Origin of the sequence: Nocardioides sp. J9 (assembly GCF_007829375.1) — a bacterium.
In the GTDB taxonomy this organism is placed as follows: Bacteria; Actinomycetota; Actinomycetes; order Propionibacteriales; family Nocardioidaceae; genus Nocardioides.
Window position 1 is genome coordinate 1 of the sequence record NZ_VLJQ01000013.1, and the last position, 16,410, is coordinate 16,410.

Below are 16,410 nucleotides of genomic sequence, written 5' to 3' on the forward strand. Positions count from 1 at the left end.
GCCCGAGGCCGCCGACGAGGAGGCGACCGCCGCCGAGCTGCGCGCCCTGGCCGCGGCGAACGTGCCGGGCGAGGCGATGATCGGGCTGGGCTACCACGCGACGATCACCCCCGCGGTCATCCGCCGCAACGTGCTCGAGGACCCGAGCTGGTACACCGCCTACACGCCCTACCAGCCGGAGATCTCGCAGGGCCGCCTCGAGGCGCTCATCAACTTCCAGACGATGGTCGCGGACCTCACCGGCCTGACCACCGCCGGCTCCTCGCTGCTCGACGAGGGCACCGCCGCTGCCGAGGCCGTCGCGCTGGCCTTCCGCGCCAACCGCAAGGCGTCAGGCCCGTTCGTCGTCGACGCCGACGCGCTGCCGCAGACGATCGACGTCGTCCGCACCCGCGCCGAGGGGATCGGCGTCGAGGTCGTCGTCGCGGACCTCAGCGCGGGCCTGCCGGACGGTGACGTCGCCGGCGTGCTCGTGCAGTACCCCGGTGCGTCGGGCCGGGTCGCCGACATCAAGCCGGTCATCGACGCCGTGCACGAGCGCGGCGGCCTGGCGGTCGTCGCCGCGGACCTGCTGTCGCTGACCCTGCTCGAGGCGCCCGGCACCCTCGGGGCCGACGTCGTGGTCGGCTCGACCCAGCGCTTCGGCGTCCCGCTGTTCTACGGCGGTCCCCACGCCGGCTTCATGAGCGTCCGCGAGGGCCTCGAGCGCCAGCTCCCCGGTCGCCTCGTCGGCGTCTCCCTCGACGCCGAGGGTCGCCCGGCGTACCGGCTCGCGCTGCAGACCCGCGAGCAGCACATCCGCCGCGACAAGGCGACGTCGAACATCTGCACCGCGCAGGTGCTGCTCGCTGTCACCGCCGGCATGTACGCCGTCTACCACGGCCCGCAGGGCCTGACCGCGATCGCGCAGCGCATCCACGCGCAGGCCTCGCTCCTCGCCGAGCGCCTCCGCGCGGCCGATGTCGAGGTCGTCCACGACGCCTTCTTCGACACCGTCCTGGCCCGCGTGCCGGGGCGCGCCGCGGAGTTCGTCCGAGCCGCGCGTGACGGCGGTGTGCACCTGCGCCAGGTCGACGAGGACCACGTCGGCATCAGCGTGGGGGAGTCCTCGGGCCCCGTGCTCGACGTCGTGCTGGGGGCGTTCGGAGCCGAGCAGGTCGGGGCCAGCAGCTGGTCGGCAGCGTCCGCGCTGCCCGAGGAGCTCGCCCGCACGACCGACTTCCTCACCCACCCGGTGTTCAACACCCACCACAACGAGACCTCGATGCTGCGCTACCTCGCGCGGTTGTCGAACCGCGACTACGCGCTCGACCGCGGCATGATCCCGCTCGGGTCCTGCACGATGAAGCTCAACGCGACCACCGAGATGGAGCCGATCTCCCTCGCCGGGTTCGCCGGCCTGCACCCGTTCGTCCCGGCCGCCGACGCCGACGGCTACCGGCAGATGATCGACCAGCTCGAGGCGTGGCTCGCCGAGGTCACCGGCTACGACCGCGTCTCCATCCAGCCCAACGCCGGAGCCCAGGGCGAGTTCGCGGGCATGCTCGCGATCCGCAACTACCACCGCGCCAACGGCCAGGAGCAGCGCGACATCTGCCTGATCCCGTCCTCCGCGCACGGCACCAACCCCGCCTCGGCGGTCATGGCCGGGATGAAGGTCGTCGTCGTCAAGGCCACCGACGACGGCACCGTCGACCTCGACGACCTCCGCGCCAAGTGCGAGCAGCACTCCGAGTCGCTCGCCGCGATCATGGTGACCTACCCCTCGACGCACGGGGTCTACGAGGAGACCATCACCGAGCTGTGCGAGGTCGTCCACGAGCACGGCGGGCAGGTCTACGTCGACGGCGCGAACTTCAACGCGTTGCTCGGCTACGCCCAGCCCGGCAGGTTCGGCGGCGACGTGTCGCACCTCAACCTGCACAAGACCTTCTGCATCCCGCACGGCGGTGGCGGCCCCGGCGTGGGCCCGGTCGCCGTGCGCGAGCACCTGGCGCCGTACCTGCCGACCCACCCGCTGCACCCCGACACCGGGCGCCGCGAGGGCACCGGCGCGATCAGCGCCGCGCCCTTCGGCTCGGCGGGCATCCTGCCGATCTCGTGGGCCTACGTGCGGATGATGGGCGCCGAGGGCCTGACCCGCGCCACCGCCGTCGCGGTGCTGTCGGCCAACTACGTCGCCGCGCGCCTCGGCGAGCACTTCCCGGTGCTCTACCGTGGTGACTCCGGGCTGGTCGCGCACGAGTGCATCCTCGACCTGCGGGCGATCACGCAGCAGACCGGCGTCACCGTCGACGACGTCGCCAAGCGGCTCGTCGACTACGGCTTCCACGCCCCGACCATGTCCTTCCCGGTGGCCGGCACGCTCATGGTCGAGCCCACCGAGTCCGAGGACCTCGCCGAGCTCGATCGCTTCTGCGACGCGATGATCGCCATCAAGGGCGAGATCGACCGCGTCGCGGCAGGCGAGTGGCCGGTCGACGCCTCGCCGCTGCACCACGCGCCGCACACCGCGCGGGCGCTCGTGGGCGAGTGGGACCGGCCCTACTCCCGCGAGGTCGGCGTCTTCCCGGCCGGCATCACCGCGGACAAGTACTGGCCGCCGGTGGCGCGGATCGACCAGGCCTACGGCGACCGCAACCTGGTCTGCGCCTGCCCGCCCGTCGACGCCTACGCCGACTGACCGTGCCCACGTACGACGACCGGCTGCCGTCGGTGAGCGCCGCCGTCGCGCTGGGCGGTGACCCGGCCTGGCGCGGCTGCCTCTCGGTGCTGCCCGACGCCGAGCCGGACGTCGGTTCGGCCTACCGGATCGGCTCGATCACCAAGACGCTGACCGCGGTGCTCGTGCTGCAGCTGCGCGACGAGGGTGCGCTCTCGCTCGACGATCCGCTCGGCCGGTTCGTGCCGGAGACCGGCTACCGCGACGCGACGCTGCGAGACCTCCTGGCGCACACCGCCGGCCTGCAGAGCGAGCCGGTCGGTCCGTGGTGGGAGCGCGTCGACGGTGGTGACGTCGCGGCGCTGCTGGCCGCCAACGACGGCTCCGGTCGGGTCGCCGCCGCGGGGGAGTACTACCACTACTCCAACCTCGGCTACGCGCTGCTCGGCGAGGTCGTCGCCCGGCTGCGGGGGCAGTCCTGGTGGGCGGCCGTCCGGGAGCGGCTGCTCGTGCCGCTGGGCATGGGCGCGACGTCGTACCACCCGCCGGAGGCGCACGCGCCCGGCCGCAGCGTCGACCACTTCGCCCACACCCTCACGGCCGAGCCGCACACCGACACCGGCGCGATGGCGCCGGCCGGCCAGCTGTGGAGCACGGTCGACGACCTGCTGCGCTGGGCGGACTTCCTGGCCACCGGACACCCGGACGTGCTCGCGCCGGCCACGCTCGCGGAGATGGCCGAGCCGGCCCCGCAGGCCGACGCCTACGGCCTGGGCCTGCGCCGGCTCGACGTGGGTGGACGCACGATGGTCGGCCACACCGGGTCGATGCCGGGCTTCCAGGCCTCGCTGTTCGTCGACCGCTCGACCCGCGACGTCGTCGTCGCCCTCACGAATGCCACCACCGGCCTGCAGCCCGAGCGGGTGCCGGGCGTCCTGCTCGGCGAGGTCGCCCCGCCGACCGCACGACGGTGGGAGCCGTCGCCGCGACCGGTGCCGGGCGAGGTGGCCGAGCTGCTCGGGCTGTGGTTCTGGGGCAACACCGCCTTCGCCTTCGAGTGGACGGGCGGCGAGGTCGTCGCTCGCGACCTACGCACCGCCGAGCCGCACGAGCGCTTCGTCCGGGACGGCTCCGGGGAGGGCTTCACCGGCTCCGAGGGCTACCACCGCGGGGAGCGGCTCGTGGTGCACCGGGAGCCGGGGACGGGGGGAGCCGTGCGCTACCTCGAGTGCGCGACCTTCGTCTACACCCGCACGCCGTACGACCCTCGCGTGCCGGTGCCCGGAGGTCATCCGGCATGATGGGACGATGAACGAGAACACGTTCCAGTTTTCGTGGTACGCCCTCGACGGTGACGCCTTCGTGCCGCAGCCGCACGCGCAGAGCCTCTGGTCGTCGGAGCAGATGCACGGCGTCGCCGTGAGCGCGCTGCTGGCGTGGGCGCTGGAGCGTGAGGTGGAGGCGATCGGCCGTGGCGGCCTGGTGCCGGCGCGCTACCACGTCGACCTGTTCCGGCCGGCGAAGATGGTGCCGACCACCGCGCGCGGGACGGTCGTGCGCGAGGGGCCCCGGCTGGTCCTCGTCGACGCCGTCGTCGAGCAGGCGGGCCGGCCCGTCGCTCGGGCCAGCGCGACCTTCCTCGAGCCGTCCACCAACCCGCCCGGTGAGGTGTGGTCGGCCGAGGGGGACCGCCCGGAGCCGCCCTCGCTGGAGCTGGTGCCGGCGGACCTGCCCCACCACGTGCCGTTCTTCGAGAGCGACGAGCCGTGGTCGGACAACTTCGGCGAGCACCAGAACGCCGGGCGCCATGCCACCTGGCACATCGCCGTGCCGGTGCTGCTCGACCAGCCACCCACGCCGTTCCAGGCGGTCGCCTCCATCGCGGACGCCACGAGCATGGTGACCAACTGGGGATCCGGTGGCGTGGAGTACATCAACGTCGACATCGACCTCGCGCTCAGCCGCCGCCCGGACGGCATCTCGGTCGGGCTCCGTGCGAGTGACCACGTCGCCTCCGACGGCGTCGCGGTCGGCACGGCCGAGGTCTTCGACCGCAGGGGGAGCATCGGCACCGCGACGGTCACGTCGCTGGCCAACGCGCGGCGCACCGTCGACCTGTCCGGGGGAGTGACCCTCGAGGGCAGCGCCTGAGCGGTCGGGGGTCGGCTGGGTCAGCCGGCCTGGGTGTCGTCCTCGACGACCTCGCCCTCGGCGACGTCGAAGTCGAAGGTGAGCTCCTCGCGCTCGAGGTCGGCGATCGCCGCGAACTCGCTGCTGGTCAGCGCCCGCGGCGCCTCCTCGATCTCCTTCGGCGCCGGGATCGTCGCGACCGGGTCGGCGGCGTTGAGCTTGCGCGCCGCCGGCAGCACGCTGCGCTCGAGCGAACCGGTGAAGGCGTTGTAGTCCTTGACGCTGCGCTGCAGCGAGCGGCCCAGCTTCTCCACGTGCTCGGACAGCTTGAGGATGCGGCGGTAGAGGACCTGGCCCATCTCGAAGAGCGCCTGCGCGTCCTCGGTGAGCGCCTCCTGCTTCCAGGTGAACGCGACTGTCTTGAGCATGCCCCACAGGTTGGTGGGGGTGGCCAGCACGACGCCCTGCTTGAAGGCGTGCTCCATCAGGGACGGGTCGACCTCGAGCGCGGCGTTGAGCAGCTGCTCGTTGGGGATGAACGCGACCGTGAACTCCGGGCTGGTGCGCAGGCCGGTCCAGTAGCCCTTGCGGGAGAGGGTGTCGACGTGGCCGCGCACCTTCTTGGCGTGGTCCTCGAGCAGGCGCTGGCGCTGCTCGGGCTGGAGGCCGTCGCGGTGGGCGTCCATGAACGAGTTGTAGGGGACCTTGGCGTCGATCGCCATCTGCTTGCCGCCGGGCAGGTTGATCACCATGTCGGGGCGGCGGGCACCGGAGTCGGCCTCGAGGGAGTGCTGCAGCTCGAAGTCGATGCGGTTGACCAGGCCGGCGGTCTCGACCAGCGTGCGCAGCTGGGTCTCGCCCCACACGCCGCGCACGGCGTTGTCCTTGAGCACGGTGGCGAGCGTGTCGGCGGCCTTGCGGGAGTCCTCGACGGACTTCTGGGTGTGCCGGATCTGCGCGGCGAGCTCGGTGTGCTGCTCGACGCGGGCCTTCTCCAGGTCGTCGACCTTGCGCTGCATCGAGCGCAGGTGCTCCACCACCGGGGTGAGGGTCTTGAGCACCTGGGTCTGCCCGTTCTCCGCCCGCTCGCGCTCGGCCTGCGCCTGGCGCTGCTGGTCGAGCAGGGTGCGGTGCTGGGCGCGGGCCTGGTCGAGGGCGTCGCGCAGCTGCTCGACGGTGGCGGCGGCCGCGGTCAGCTCGGAGCGGACCTCGGCGCGGGCCTCGGCCTCGCGCACCCGGACCTCCTCGACGGCGGCCTGGTGCTGCAGCTCGACCCGGTCGAGCTCGTGGCGCAGCTGTGCCAGGGCGCTCTCGTGGCGGGCCTCGCTGCGCTCCACCTCGAGCTGGTGGTCGCGGGAGAGCTGCTCCAGCTCCCGCTGCAGGCCCTCCAGCTCGCGCTGGTGGTCGTGCTCGCGCTGGGCCACCTCGCCCCGGCGCAGCAGCCAGCCGCCGGCCGCCCCGAGGAGCAGACCGAGCAGGAGACCGAGCAGCAGGGTGGTGATCGTGGCCATGGGACCAGTCAAACAGTGACGCCCGACGGAACCCCGCGGGCCACGCCGACGAGGCCGACCTCACGCCCGGCCGGCCCGCTCAGCCCCGCTCAGCAGAGCAGGCCGGCCCGCTCAGCCGAGCAGGGCCAGCCGCCGCTCGAGCTCGTCGAGCGCGTCGGCCAGCGGGCGTCGTACGGCGCCCGGCAGGTCGCGCGCCAGCAGGCCCCGCGCGGCCGTGACGGTGGTGTCGTCGAGGTGCGTGATCGGGAAGTACGACGACACGACCGTGGCCTGGACCCAGCCCTGGTGCGCGGAGGTGAGGGCGTCGAAGTCCGCGAAGTACCGCTCGGCGAACGGCTGGGTCAGCGCGCGCTGGTCGGTGCGCCACATCCCGCGGCCGGCGGCCTCGACCTCGTAGTTCGGCACCGAGACCTCGCCGGTCGCCCGCACCCATGCGAACTCCTTGGCCTCTGTGGTCGGCAGCGACGACACGGCGGCGGCGTGGTGCACCGTGGCGGTGCTGCTCGGCTCGGCGGCCAGTGCCGCGTCGAGGGCAGCGCGGTCGGTCAGGCCGAGCTCGGCCAGGCGGCGCCATGCCCGCCAGCGCAGGTCGACGTCGATGCGGACCTGGTCCGGCAGCGGCAGGCGCACCGCCGTACGCCACCGGCCCACCGCTGGAGCTGCTCGGCGTCGGTGGCCGTCGCCAGCACGTGGCGGAAGGCGGACAGCTGCAGCTCCGTGCCGGGGGTCGCCCGGTCGAGCACGTCGAGGACGGCCGCGTGGTAGCGGGCGGTCGTGCCCTCCGGCGCCAGCGGGAGGACGGTCGACTGGAGCCACGCGAGCAGACCGCGCTGGGCGGTGGTGGCGTCCTCGACGGGCGGGGCGGCCACCAGCAGGTCGGCGACCTGGGCCGGGGTGACCGCGCCGTCGAAGAGCGCGAGTCGCACGCTGTTCCACATCGTGGCGCGCAGCCGGTCGTCCTCCATCGTCGGAGCGAGCCGGGGGAGTGCGGCCATCGTGGTCGCGTCGGGCGGGCAGATCGCCCAGGTGGTCTCGGTGGCGTCCAGCAGCACCGGTGCGTCGCCGAGGTCGAGCGGCGTCTCGGCGTCGGTGAGCGTGTGCCGGCTGACCTCCCAGCCGTCGCGGTGGACGGCGACGTCGAGCAGGTGCGTGCGCTCGGCCGGGTACGCCGGCGGGGAGCTGCGGCGCACGACGCCGGCCTCGCGGTCGACGCTCAGCTGGTCCGCGCCCGGGGTCAGCAGCCAGTCCTTCACGAAGGCGGACAGGTCCGCCCCGCCGCCGGCCCGCTCCCAGCACGCGAACAGGTCGCCCATGGTGGCGTTGCCGAACCGGTGCAGGTCGAAGTGCTCGCGCACCCCACCGAGGAAGGCGTCGTCGCCGAGCCGGGCCGCGAGCTGGCGCAGCACGTTGGCCCCGCGGGCGTAGGAGATGCCGTCGAAGTTCTGCAGCGCCGCCAGGGCGTCCTCCGCCGGGTTGCCGGCGACCGGGTGGGTGGTCGGGCGGGAGTCGGCGGTGATTCCCCAGACACGGCGCAGGTAGGAGTCGTGGACCGGCGCGTCGTCGTACTCCGTGGCGTGGGTGATCACGCGCAGGCCGGTGTACTCGGCGAAGGACTCGTTGAGCCACAGGTCGTCCCACCACTGCGGGGTGACCAGGTTGCCGAACCACTGGTGCGCCATCTCGTGGGCGACCAGGTTGGCGCGGAAGCAGCGGTCCGCCCGCGTGCTCGCGCCCTCGAAGAGCAGCGGGTCCCGGATCGTGATGCAGCCGGGGTTCTCCATCGCGCCGGCGTTGAACTCCGGCACGAACGCCTGGTGGTAGTCGCCGAACGCGTAGCGCACCCCGAACAGCCGGTGCAGCTCGTCGAAGGACTGCCGGGTCAGGGTGAACAGCTCGTCGGCCTCGCGGTCGAGCACCGACGCGAGGCTGCGCCGCGCGCTGAGGCCGAGCCCGATGCCGTCGTGCTCGTCGCCCAGCAGGTGGTAGGGACCGGCCACGAGGGTGACGAAGTAGGTCGCCAGCGGGGGAGTGGGGCCGAGCTCCCAGCGGCGCACGTGCGCGTCGGAGCCGACCTCGCGGGCCGGCGCGTTGCCGCGCACCACCCAGTCGGCGGGCGCGGTGACCCGCATCGTGTACGGCGCCTTGAGGTCGGGCTGGTCGAAGCACGCGAAGGTCGACGGCGCCGCGTCCATGAACGACATGCCGTAGACGTAGGCGAGGCCGTCGGCCGGGTCGACGGAGCGGTGCAGGCCCTCCCCGTCGTTGCGGAAGCCCATCGTCGCCTCGACGACGAGCTCGTGCTCGCCGCTGGTGAGGTCCAGCGGCAGGCGGCCGCGGTCGAGCGCGTCGGGGGAGAGGGGAGCGCCGTCGAGCAGGACCGCGTGCAGGGCCGTCGGCTTCACGTCGACGAAGGTGCGCAGCGAGCTGCTGGTGAACCGGATCGTGGTGCGCGAGGAGAACGTCTCCTCGGCGACGGAGAGGTCGAGGTCGACGTCGTACGACGTGACGGTGATGCCGCTCGCGCGGTGCTCGGCCTCGGTGCGGGTCAGGCTGGCGGTCCCGGAGTCGCTGGTCATCCGGTCAGCGTAATAATGCGGTGTGCGTCCGTGGACCCAGGTGCCTCCCCAGCGGGGACGGCGTTTCGTCATCACCGGCTCCAACGGCGGCCTCGGCCTCGAGACGGCGCGGATCCTCGGCTCGCGCGGTGCCGAGGTGGTGATGGCCTGCCGCAACGTCGAGAAGGCCGAGGCGGCCGCCCGGACCGTGCCCGGCTACGACAAGGGCCGGGTGGAGGTCCGCCGTCTCGACGTCAGCGACCTGTCGTCCGTGCGCTCCTTCGTGGCGGACCTGTCGGCCGACGGCCGCCCGGTGGACGTGCTCGTCAACAACGCCGGCGTGCTCGGCGTGCCGTACGCGCTGTCGGCCGAGGGCGTGGAGATGCACTTCGCGACCAACTACGTCGGTCACTTCGCGCTCACCTTGGGCCTGCTGCCGCTGCTCACGGACCGCGTCGTGGTGGTCAGCTCCCGCGAGCACCGCTCGGGCCGCATCGACCTCGCCGACCTCGGGTGGCTGCAGCGCCCGTACCGCCCGTTCCAGGCGTACGGCGACTCCAAGCTCGCCTGCCTGCTGTTCATGCGCGAGCTCGACCGACGCCTGCGCGCGCGTGGCTCGCAGCTGCGGGCGGTCGGCGCGCACCCCGGCGCCACCGCCACCAGCATCACCAGCGGCTCCGGCAACCCGGTCGTGACCGCGATCGGCCACTACGGGCACCGCCTGGTCGGGATGCCGGGCTGGCGCGGGGCGCTCAACACCGTCTACGCCGCCACCACCGACGTCGAGGGCGGCACCTACATCGGCCCGCACGGGCGGACCGAGCTGTGGGGCTGGCCCGCGCCCGCGCAGATGTCGCCGAAGGTCGACGACGAGGTCCTGGCGCACCGGCTCTGGGAGAGGTCGGTGGAGCTCACCGGCATCGACCTGCCGGCGCTGCAGGAGCGGTGAGCCCGCGCCGGAGCCGGCTCAGCCGACGTCGATGCCCTCGAAGGTGACCGGGGTGTTCGGCACGCCGCCACCGGCGCGGGAGCTGCCGTCGTTGCCCGAGGCCGCGGCCTTCTTCACCAGCTCGACGGCCTCGGCGTCGAGGTGCGCCCACACCGTGTAGCTCGGCGGGAACTGCGAGTCGCCGAAGACGATGAAGAACTGTCCACCGCCCGAGTTCGGGGCACCGGTGTTGGCCATCGCGATGGTGCCGGCCTCGTAGGTCTCGGTGCCGTCGATCTCGTCGGGGATGTTGTAGCCGGGGTTGCCGGTGCCGACGGCCGGGTCCTGCTGCTCGGCCTCGGGGTCGTAGAACGGGTCGCCGCACTGGAGGAACTCGAAGCCGGGGTCGTTGCCCTGGCGGTGGCACGACGTGCCGTCGTAGTAGCCCTGCTCGGCCAGCGAGGCGAAGGACGCGACGGTGCACGGCGCCTTCTCGGCGTCGAGGGTGATCTTCAGGTCACCGATCGAGGTGTGCAGCACGGCCGGGACCTCGCCGCTGAGGTCGGTGGTGGCCGGCGGCAGCTCGACGTCGCGGGCGGCGCCGCCGGTCTCGACGTACTCGCACGACGTCCCGCCCTCGCTGCTGGTGCCGGTGTCGTCGCTGGCCTCCGGGTCGTCGTCGTTGCAGGCGGACAGGGAGGCGAGCAGGAGCAGGGCCGGGACACCGGCGAGCAGGCGGGAACGCATGGCCCGCATCGTACGCAGACAGCCGGAGCCGAGCGGGCGTAGGTTGACGTCCATGGACCTCGGCATCCACTACGCCACCTTCACCCACCCCGACTGGCAGACCTCCCTGGCCGACCGCCTCGACGCCACGGTCCAGGTCGCCGACGAGGGCGGGATCGACCTCGTCACGGTGATGGACCACCACTTCCAGATGGTCGACTTCGGTGGCCCGTTCGTGCCGATGCTCGAGGGCTACACGACGCTCGGCTACATCGCCGGCCGCACCCAGCGGGTCGACCTCAGCCTGCTGGTCACCGGCGTGACCTACCGCCACCCGGGCGTGCTGGCGAAGGTCGTCTCCTCGCTCGACGTCCTCTCGCGCGGCCGGGCCTGGCTCGGCATCGGCGCGGCCTGGTACGAGCGTGAGCACGCCGGCCTCGGCGTACCGTTCCCGCCGCTCGCGGAGCGCTTCGAGCGGCTCGAGGAGACCATCCGGATCACCGAGCAGATGTGGAGCGACGACGACGGGCCGTTCGAGGGCACCCACTACCAGCTGGCGGAGACGATCTGCCTGCCGCGGCCGGTGCGGGGCCGCGTGCCGCTGATGATCGGCGGGCAGGGGGAGCGCAAGACGTTGCGGATGGTGGCCCAGTACGCCGACGCCTGCAACCTCTTCACCGGTGACGGTGTGCCGGGCGTCGCCCGCAAGCTCGAGGTGCTGCGCCGCCACTGCGACGACCTCGGCCGCGACTACGACGCGATCCGCAAGACCATCCTCTGGTTCGGCGACCCGGTGGGGGAGTCGGAGCGGTTCGTCGCCGAGATGGAGGAGTACGCCGGCCTCGGCGTGAGCCTGGCGACCGCGATGCCGGCCTCCGACGACCCGGTCGCGTGGACCACGGAGCTGGTGGACCGCGTGCTGCCGCGCGTCGCCGGGCTCTAGGACCGCCGGGCGGCGCTCACGCGCGGGGCTGGAAGAGCTCGACGAGGTTGCCCGACGGGTCCTCGAGCAGGACCTGCGAGCCGCCCGGGCCGGAGACCAGGTCGCTGGCGAAGGCCAGGCCGGCCGCGCCGAGCCGCTCGACCTCGGCCTCGAGGTCCTCGACCGGGAGGTTGACCCGGTTGCGGCCCGGCTGGGCCGCACGGTCCGGGGGAGTCGCCCGGGCGCCGGAGCTGGCTGCGCCGCTGAGCAGGAGCCGCAGCGCGCCGCGGAACACCTCGGCGAAGGCCGGCGCGACGTTCGTGCCGACGGTGAAGCCCAGGTGGGTGGTGTAGAACGCCACCGCCGCGTCGACGTCGTCGACCAGGTAGCGCACGCTCACGTGTCCGTCGGGAGCGGTCATCGGAGCCTCCGGGGTCGGGAACCCTGTCGACGGTACGCCTCCCAGCGCCCAGCGTCAGTGCCGCGGGGCGTCAGTGGCCGATGGCGCCCTGCAGCTCGACCATCACCTGGATCGCGGTGAGCGTCTGCCGCTTCCTCAAGGTGTCCACGGTGCCCGGGCCGCCCATCACCGGCAGCGGCACGTGGACGAAGCACTCGTCGTACGCCGGCGGGCCCTGCGCGGCCACGGCCTGCGGGAACAGGTCCCACTCGAGGTCCTCCTCGAGGTGCTCGACGCCGTCCATGCGCAGCAGCGTGAAGAACGAGTGCGCGCGGCCGAGGCCCCGGACGCGGTGCGAGCGGAACATCAGCAGGACCAGCGCGCCGATGCTCGGCTCCCAGGTGATCAGGTCGCCCAGCCCGGTGGTCATGACCGGGATCGCGATGCCGTCGCCCTGCGTCTTGCCGATCCGGTCGCCGAGCTGCTCCTCGTAGAGCGCCGGGTCGATGACACGGACGAAGCCCTCGCCGAAGGTGCCGTAGCCGTAGCGCTCCCACACCTCGACGATCTCGTCCGGCACCCTTCCGCGGTAGGCCTCGACCACCGCGGGCGGGACAGGGGAGTGCGGCACGAAGTCCGTGATCTCGACCATGCGCCCGAACCTATCGACGTGGGCGGCAGCGCTAGGGTCCTGCCGTGCCGACCACTCCGCAGGAGGACGCCGCCCTCGCCGCCGCGCCGGTGTCCGCCGTACGCCCGGCGGTCGCTGCCGCGCTGCCGCTGGCCGGTGCGCTGGGCGCCCCGTGGGGCGTGTGGCCGCTGCTCGCGACGAGCCTGGTGCTCATGGTCGGCGGCACCGCGGTCCTGCTCACGCTGGACGTCCGTGACCTGCGGCGCAGGGGAGAGGCGCCCCGGGTCGAGTGGCTGGGGATCGTGCCGACGTACGCGATCTTCACGCCGTGCTACCTGCGGCAGCGCGCACGGCTGAGCGGCATCGGGCGGTGGACGACCTGGTGCTGGTGGGCCGCGTTCGCGGTGTGGGTGGCCGCGATGGTCGCCACCGGCGCCTGGGCCGGCACCGGCTAGCCGGCTACCGAGGTCCGGCGATGCGGTTGTTGATCGCGCGCATCAGCCAAGTCGGCGCAAGTGAGGCCGACGCCATCAGCGCCTTCGCCTGCTTCCCGACCGCGCGGTGGGGCGAGCGGGGGCGCAGGCGCGAGGGGCTGCCCAGGACGAGGTCGACGACCTCGGCCGCGACGTCCTCGGGGGTCAGGCGGACGCCGAGCGAGCGCGTGGACGCGGTGTCGAGGCCCTCGGTCATCGCGGTGCGCACGAACAGCGGCCACACCGCGTGCACGGTGATGTCATCTCCGGCCCACTCGAGGTCGAGCGCCTCGCTGAGCCCACGGACGGCGAACTTCGTCGCCGAGTAGGTCGCCAGCTCCGGCTGGCCGTAGATCGCGCTGGCCGAGGCCAGGTTGACCACGTGCGCGCCGGGGGTGTCGCGCAGGTACGGGTGCGCGACGTGGCAGCCGTTGAGGACGCCGGTGACGTTGACCTCGACCATCCGCTGCTGCGTGGCGAGGTCGATGTCGGCGAACGCGCCGCCGGCGAGGATGCCCGCGTTGTTGACGAGCACGTCGAGCCGGCCGCCGCTGCGCTCCACGAGCTCGGCCAGGCGGGCCCGCCACTGGTCGGCGTCGCGGACGTCGAGGCGACCCGTCACGACACCGGGCAGGTCGGCGGCCAGCTGCTCGAGGCCGGCCTCATCGACGTCGTACGCACCGACGAGGTGGCCGGCGGCGTGGAAGCGGGTGGCGATGGCGCGGCCGATGCCTGCGGCGGCACCGGTGACGACGACGGTCGGCTGGGTCATGCGCCCGAGTATCGCGGCGGCGTGCTCGCCGTCGCCCGGCGGGTCTGCCAGCTCGCGTGGGGCTACCGCCAGGTGTAGGTGAACAACCAGCGCAGCGCGTCGAGGGCGTCGGGGGAGAGCCCGGGGTGGCGGCGGGCCATCGTGTCCCGGGCGACCTGGCCGGCCGCGGCCAGGGACCGGTCGTGCCAGTCGACCTCGATCGCCAGGCACTCGTCGACGACGTTGCGGACCCGGGCCAGCAGGGCGTCGCGCTCCGTGGCGGGTGCGTCCGGGGCGACGGCACCGGCGTCGGGGGGAACGCCGAGCGGCCCTTGCCGAGGTAGGCGACGACCGCGCGGCTCAGCTGCTCGTCCACCGGTCAGGCCTCCCAGCGGGCGCGGCCTCGCCGGTGTTCGGGTGCGGCCGCCACGCGAGGTACGCCGCGGCGTCAGGATCCGGCAGGCCGTCGACCATCCGGGCCTGGTAGCGACCGTCGGCGTACGGCAGGCCGTGGACGACCGGCGCGAGGTCGGCACGGTACGCCTGCCACAGCCACCGCAGGACAGCCACCGCAGGACAGCCACCGCAGGACCGACCACTCGTCGTCGTCGCCGACGACGCGCAGGTCGACGTCGTCGGATCCGTCCATGGGACCAACCTAGGTGACACCGGTGTGGTTTCCACTGGGGTAGTGGTGGGGGCTGTCAGGGAGGAGGGCTCTGGGGCCGCTCCGGCTGCAATCTGACATGACGTTCGTTACCGGCGCTTTTGTACGGAACGACCGAGTTGTACGTTTCGGCGGTTTCGTGTACGGTCGTCACATGACCGAGATGACTGTGAGCGAGGCCCGCGCGCGGCTGGCCGACGTCGTCGACGAGGCCCGCATTCACGAGCCCGTGTTCCTGACCCGCCGTGGCCGCCGCATCGCCGCGGTGGTCGATGCGGACAAGCTGGATCAGCTCGTCGAGGCGGCCGAGGACCTGGCCGACATCCGTGCGGCCGCGGCCGCCCGCGCCGAGCTCGAGGAGTCCGGCGCTGCTCCCATCCCCTGGGAGCAGGTCAAGGCCGACCTCGGTCTCGCCGATGCGACGACCGGGACGGGCGCGACGTCATGACGCACCTGAGCGTGCGCGCGCTCGAGACCATCGGAGCGGCCGGCTACACGGACGAGGAATGGGCACGGGCAGCGGGCTGGACCGACGGGCTCTGGCGCGGCGACGAGTGCGGATGCGACGACGATCGATGCGTCGGCCACCACCACGAGACGTCCGAGGAGTGCGGGTGCCTCCCCATCCTCCTTGACCACATCGCCCAGAACCGCGAAGCCTACGAGCTCTGGCGGGACTACCGGGCCGCCGTCGAGGCCAACGATGGTCGAGGCGACCCGAAGGGATACGACGCCGCATGGTCTCGCGCTGAGGCCTGGGTACGGCGCCACCACCCCCAGGCGCTCACGTTCTCGCTCGACGCCGTCGTCAACGGCATGCGCGGCATCTCGGCGACCTACGCTGGAGTTGACCCCGGCTTCGTCGGCACCACGCCCGAGCCTGAGAGCCCGGGGCACTACCGCCAGCAGCTCTGGACCGAAGGCGTCGACCAGTACGGCCGCCAGCAGGCCCTGGCGGCGAAGGCCGACGAACGGCCGGAGGCGCTCGGCCGGGCCGGGCGATGAGTTCCGATGCTGGCAGCGACGACCAGCGCTACCGCATCGAGCTGACACCGGCGGCTGCCCGGCAGCTGCGCAAGCTCGACCCTCCCGTGCAGCGTCGAATCCAAGCCGCCATCGAACTCCTGGCCGACACCCCACGTCCGCCGGGAGCGAAACAGCTCGTCGGGGGCGCCGGCGAGCTGCGAGTTCGCACCGGCGACTACCGGATCATCTACGAAGTCCAGGACGACGTGCTCCTCGTCCTCGTCCTCGCTCTCGGGCACCGCCGCGAGGTCTATCGCTGATAGGAGGGCGCTCGACGGGTCGCGGGGTGCGAATCGCGCTCAGGGCAGCTCGTCGCTGCGTTGCTGGTCGACCAGGTCGCTGACTGTGCCGCCTCCGTCGACGGCGATGGGCGCCGGCAGGCTCCCGTGGGGGCCCTCCGCCGGTGAGGCCCGTCCCTCGTCGACCAGCCGCTCCGAGCCGCCCGCGGGGAACGCGGCGGGCCACTGAGCTCGCACAGCGTGCTCGTCAACGCCCGCCTGCAGCCGGTTGTGTGCCCGACTGGCGAGCGTCGACATGGCCTTGGCCACCTCGGCCGGGATCGGTCGATCGATCCCCACGAGGAAGCCGTAGAGGACGTTCACGGCTGCCGCTTCGGCTGGCGTCATCCTGGCCACCTGGTCAGCGTAACTCCGGTCTTTGACGGTCACCGGGCAGCCCCAGTTGCTCGCGCGCATCGCGGGCGCGGGCACGGCCCGTGCGTTGATCGAACACATGTTCTAATCTGTTGGGATGCCGGCGCCGTCTCGCTACCTCTGGGAGCCGGGCCTGCGTGGCCGCGCCGGGGGTAGCGTCGGAGACGGCGTCGGAGAGACGGGACCTGGTCGCGCAGCTCTTCGCGATCGAGCGTGCGCTCGGCAAGGTCGGCGCGAACGTGAACCAGATCGCGAAGGCGACCAACGCGACGGGGGAGTGGCAGCCGGAGACGAAGGCGACGCTGGACTACCTGCGCAGGGTCGTTCAGCGCTTGGACGCGACGATCGACGGCCTGGCGCTGTAGGGACTGGGCG

The 16,410-nt window shown here is 72.9% G+C and carries 19 protein-coding genes; 10 read left to right on the top strand and 9 right to left on the bottom strand.

Annotation, left to right across the window (positions count from 1 at the left end; genetic code table 11):
* From gcvP to L615_RS01725, 3 genes are all read left to right on the top strand, one after another.
* A partial coding sequence (gene gcvP / locus L615_RS01715) for an aminomethyl-transferring glycine dehydrogenase (protein WP_145723901.1) occupies window positions 1-2,683 on the top strand: 2,683 nt, incomplete at its 5' end.
* Between the two features lie 2 nt (window positions 2,684-2,685).
* Entirely contained in the window at window positions 2,686-3,963 is a 1,278-nt protein-coding gene (locus L615_RS01720) for a serine hydrolase (RefSeq protein ID WP_186449673.1), read from the top strand.
* A gap of 7 nt (window positions 3,964-3,970) precedes the next feature.
* A complete protein-coding gene (locus L615_RS01725; RefSeq protein WP_145723903.1) occupies window positions 3,971-4,813 on the top strand; it encodes an acyl-CoA thioesterase domain-containing protein in 843 nt (280 codons plus the stop codon).
* A 20-nt stretch (window positions 4,814-4,833) separates the two neighbouring features.
* Here the strand turns inward: L615_RS01725 and rmuC are convergent, their stop codons facing one another.
* From rmuC to L615_RS01735, 3 genes are all read right to left on the bottom strand, one after another.
* Window positions 4,834-6,303 carry a DNA recombination protein RmuC gene (rmuC, locus tag L615_RS01730; protein WP_186449674.1) on the bottom strand — a complete coding sequence of 490 codons (1,470 nt, stop codon included), beginning with the start codon at window positions 6,301-6,303 and terminating at the stop codon, window positions 4,834-4,836.
* Between the two features lie 111 nt (window positions 6,304-6,414).
* On the bottom strand, window positions 6,415-6,933 hold the full coding sequence (locus L615_RS23985; RefSeq protein ID WP_261376521.1) for an ERAP1-like C-terminal domain-containing protein: 519 nt from the start codon (window positions 6,931-6,933) through the stop codon (window positions 6,415-6,417).
* Entirely contained in the window at window positions 6,849-8,879 is a 2,031-nt protein-coding gene (locus L615_RS01735; RefSeq protein WP_261376522.1) for a M1 family aminopeptidase, read from the bottom strand. The genes L615_RS23985 and L615_RS01735 overlap by 85 nt, the downstream gene beginning before the upstream one ends.
* A gap of 22 nt (window positions 8,880-8,901) precedes the next feature.
* On the opposite strand from L615_RS01735, the gene L615_RS01740 reads away from it, so the two are divergent.
* Window positions 8,902-9,807 (top strand): SDR family NAD(P)-dependent oxidoreductase, encoded by a 906-nt coding sequence (locus L615_RS01740; RefSeq protein WP_145723904.1) that lies wholly within the window; start codon window positions 8,902-8,904, stop codon window positions 9,805-9,807.
* An 18-nt stretch (window positions 9,808-9,825) separates the two neighbouring features.
* On the opposite strand, the gene L615_RS01745 is transcribed toward L615_RS01740, so the two are convergent.
* Window positions 9,826-10,533 carry a peptidylprolyl isomerase gene (locus L615_RS01745; RefSeq protein WP_145723905.1) on the bottom strand — a complete coding sequence of 236 codons (708 nt, stop codon included), beginning with the start codon at window positions 10,531-10,533 and terminating at the stop codon, window positions 9,826-9,828.
* 52 nt (window positions 10,534-10,585) lie between these two features.
* Between L615_RS01745 and L615_RS01750 the strand changes: the two genes are divergently transcribed.
* Window positions 10,586-11,455, top strand: coding sequence for an LLM class F420-dependent oxidoreductase (locus tag L615_RS01750; protein WP_145723906.1), 870 nt, complete (start codon window positions 10,586-10,588; stop codon window positions 11,453-11,455).
* 16 nt (window positions 11,456-11,471) lie between these two features.
* Here the strand turns inward: L615_RS01750 and L615_RS01755 are convergent, their stop codons facing one another.
* Together L615_RS01755 and L615_RS01760 are read right to left on the bottom strand one after the other, a co-directional pair.
* On the bottom strand, window positions 11,472-11,855 hold the full coding sequence (locus L615_RS01755) for a VOC family protein (RefSeq protein ID WP_028654959.1): 384 nt from the start codon (window positions 11,853-11,855) through the stop codon (window positions 11,472-11,474).
* 70 nt (window positions 11,856-11,925) lie between these two features.
* Complete coding sequence (locus L615_RS01760) at window positions 11,926-12,486, bottom strand: GAD-like domain-containing protein (protein WP_028654958.1); 561 nt, start codon at window positions 12,484-12,486, stop codon at window positions 11,926-11,928.
* Window positions 12,487-12,530: 44 nt separating this feature from the next.
* Here L615_RS01760 and L615_RS01765 point away from each other — a divergent pair, with 44 nt between their 5' ends.
* Window positions 12,531-12,920, top strand: a complete 390-nt coding sequence (locus L615_RS01765; protein ID WP_028654957.1) for a hypothetical protein — start codon at window positions 12,531-12,533, stop codon at window positions 12,918-12,920.
* A gap of 4 nt (window positions 12,921-12,924) precedes the next feature.
* Here L615_RS01765 and L615_RS01770 read toward each other — a convergent pair whose 3' ends face one another.
* Both L615_RS01770 and L615_RS01775 read right to left on the bottom strand, forming a co-directional pair.
* Window positions 12,925-13,710 carry an SDR family oxidoreductase gene (locus L615_RS01770; protein ID WP_028654956.1) on the bottom strand — a complete coding sequence of 262 codons (786 nt, stop codon included), beginning with the start codon at window positions 13,708-13,710 and terminating at the stop codon, window positions 12,925-12,927.
* A gap of 339 nt (window positions 13,711-14,049) precedes the next feature.
* The gene (locus L615_RS01775) at window positions 14,050-14,259 is read right to left on the bottom strand and encodes a hypothetical protein (RefSeq protein ID WP_028654954.1); all 210 of its coding nucleotides are present in this window, start codon (window positions 14,257-14,259) and stop codon (window positions 14,050-14,052) included.
* Between the two features lie 176 nt (window positions 14,260-14,435).
* Here L615_RS01775 and L615_RS01780 point away from each other — a divergent pair, with 176 nt between their 5' ends.
* From L615_RS01780 to L615_RS01790, 3 genes are read left to right on the top strand one after another with little or no spacing between them, the layout of a single operon-like run.
* Entirely contained in the window at window positions 14,436-14,804 is a 369-nt protein-coding gene (locus L615_RS01780) for a type II toxin-antitoxin system Phd/YefM family antitoxin (protein WP_222430411.1), read from the top strand.
* Window positions 14,801-15,361 (top strand): hypothetical protein, encoded by a 561-nt coding sequence (locus L615_RS01785; protein ID WP_028654952.1) that lies wholly within the window; start codon window positions 14,801-14,803, stop codon window positions 15,359-15,361. The genes L615_RS01780 and L615_RS01785 overlap by 4 nt, the downstream gene beginning before the upstream one ends.
* Window positions 15,358-15,642 (top strand): type II toxin-antitoxin system RelE/ParE family toxin, encoded by a 285-nt coding sequence (locus L615_RS01790; protein WP_036517161.1) that lies wholly within the window; start codon window positions 15,358-15,360, stop codon window positions 15,640-15,642. Before L615_RS01785 ends, L615_RS01790 begins: the two co-directional genes overlap by 4 nt.
* Before the next feature lie 39 nt (window positions 15,643-15,681).
* Here the strand turns inward: L615_RS01790 and L615_RS01795 are convergent, their stop codons facing one another.
* A complete protein-coding gene (locus L615_RS01795) occupies window positions 15,682-16,116 on the bottom strand; it encodes a hypothetical protein (RefSeq protein ID WP_145723907.1) in 435 nt (144 codons plus the stop codon).
* Window positions 16,117-16,172: 56 nt separating this feature from the next.
* Between L615_RS01795 and mobC the strand changes: the two genes are divergently transcribed.
* A complete protein-coding gene (gene mobC, locus L615_RS01800; protein ID WP_222430412.1) occupies window positions 16,173-16,400 on the top strand; it encodes a plasmid mobilization relaxosome protein MobC in 228 nt (75 codons plus the stop codon).
* Window positions 16,401-16,410: the final 10 nt, after the last annotated feature.

Coding starts and splice junctions, on each gene's coding strand:
- L615_RS01725 (WP_145723903.1), top strand. CDS start 3,971: ATGAACGAGAACACGTTCCAGTTTTCGTGGTACGCCCTCGACGGTGAC.
- rmuC (WP_186449674.1), bottom strand. CDS start 6,303: ATGGCCACGATCACCACCCTGCTGCTCGGTCTCCTGCTCGGTCTGCTC.
- L615_RS01735 (WP_261376522.1), bottom strand. CDS start 8,879: ATGACCAGCGACTCCGGGACCGCCAGCCTGACCCGCACCGAGGCCGAG.
- L615_RS01745 (WP_145723905.1), bottom strand. CDS start 10,533: ATGCGTTCCCGCCTGCTCGCCGGTGTCCCGGCCCTGCTCCTGCTCGCC.
- L615_RS01750 (WP_145723906.1), top strand. CDS start 10,586: ATGGACCTCGGCATCCACTACGCCACCTTCACCCACCCCGACTGGCAG.
- L615_RS01755 (WP_028654959.1), bottom strand. CDS start 11,855: ATGACCGCTCCCGACGGACACGTGAGCGTGCGCTACCTGGTCGACGAC.
- L615_RS01760 (WP_028654958.1), bottom strand. CDS start 12,486: ATGGTCGAGATCACGGACTTCGTGCCGCACTCCCCTGTCCCGCCCGCG.
- L615_RS01770 (WP_028654956.1), bottom strand. CDS start 13,710: ATGACCCAGCCGACCGTCGTCGTCACCGGTGCCGCCGCAGGCATCGGC.
- L615_RS01780 (WP_222430411.1), top strand. CDS start 14,436: ATGACGTTCGTTACCGGCGCTTTTGTACGGAACGACCGAGTTGTACGT.
- L615_RS01785 (WP_028654952.1), top strand. CDS start 14,801: ATGACGCACCTGAGCGTGCGCGCGCTCGAGACCATCGGAGCGGCCGGC.
- L615_RS01790 (WP_036517161.1), top strand. CDS start 15,358: ATGAGTTCCGATGCTGGCAGCGACGACCAGCGCTACCGCATCGAGCTG.
- L615_RS01795 (WP_145723907.1), bottom strand. CDS start 16,116: ATGTGTTCGATCAACGCACGGGCCGTGCCCGCGCCCGCGATGCGCGCG.